1 protein-coding gene is annotated in these 449 nt (G+C 63.3%); it reads left to right on the forward strand.

The window, feature by feature from the left end; translation table 11 throughout:
- Positions 1 to 449: amino acid ABC transporter ATP-binding protein (locus AC1D0P_RS29560; protein ID WP_477679986.1), on the forward strand; the 449-nt coding region annotated here is incomplete at both ends.

The raw sequence follows: 449 nt of genomic DNA on the forward strand, positions 1-449 counted from the left end.
CTGGAAGGCGTCGAGAAATGGTATGGCGCCTTCCACGCCTTGAAGAACATCAACCTTTCGGTCCGCAAGGGCGAGAAAATCGTGCTTTGCGGACCGTCGGGCTCGGGCAAATCCACCCTGATCCGTTGCATCAACCGGCTGGAGGAAATCCAGAAGGGCAGGATCGTCGTCGAAGGGCTGGCGCTCGATGGCACCGGCAAGACCGTCGACGCGGTCAGGCGCGAGGTCGGCATGGTGTTCCAGAGCTTCAACCTCTTCCCGCACATGACCATCATCGAAAACTGCATGCTGGCCCCGATGCGGGTGCGGGGCATGTCGAAGACCGACGCCCGGGCGCTTGCCGGCAAATATCTCGGCAAGGTGCGGATCGGCGACCAGGCCGACAAATATCCGGCGCAACTGTCGGGCGGGCAGCAGCAGCGGGCGGCAATCGCCCGGGCGCTGTGCAT

Source organism: Polaromonas sp. P1_G2, from assembly GCF_056405515.1.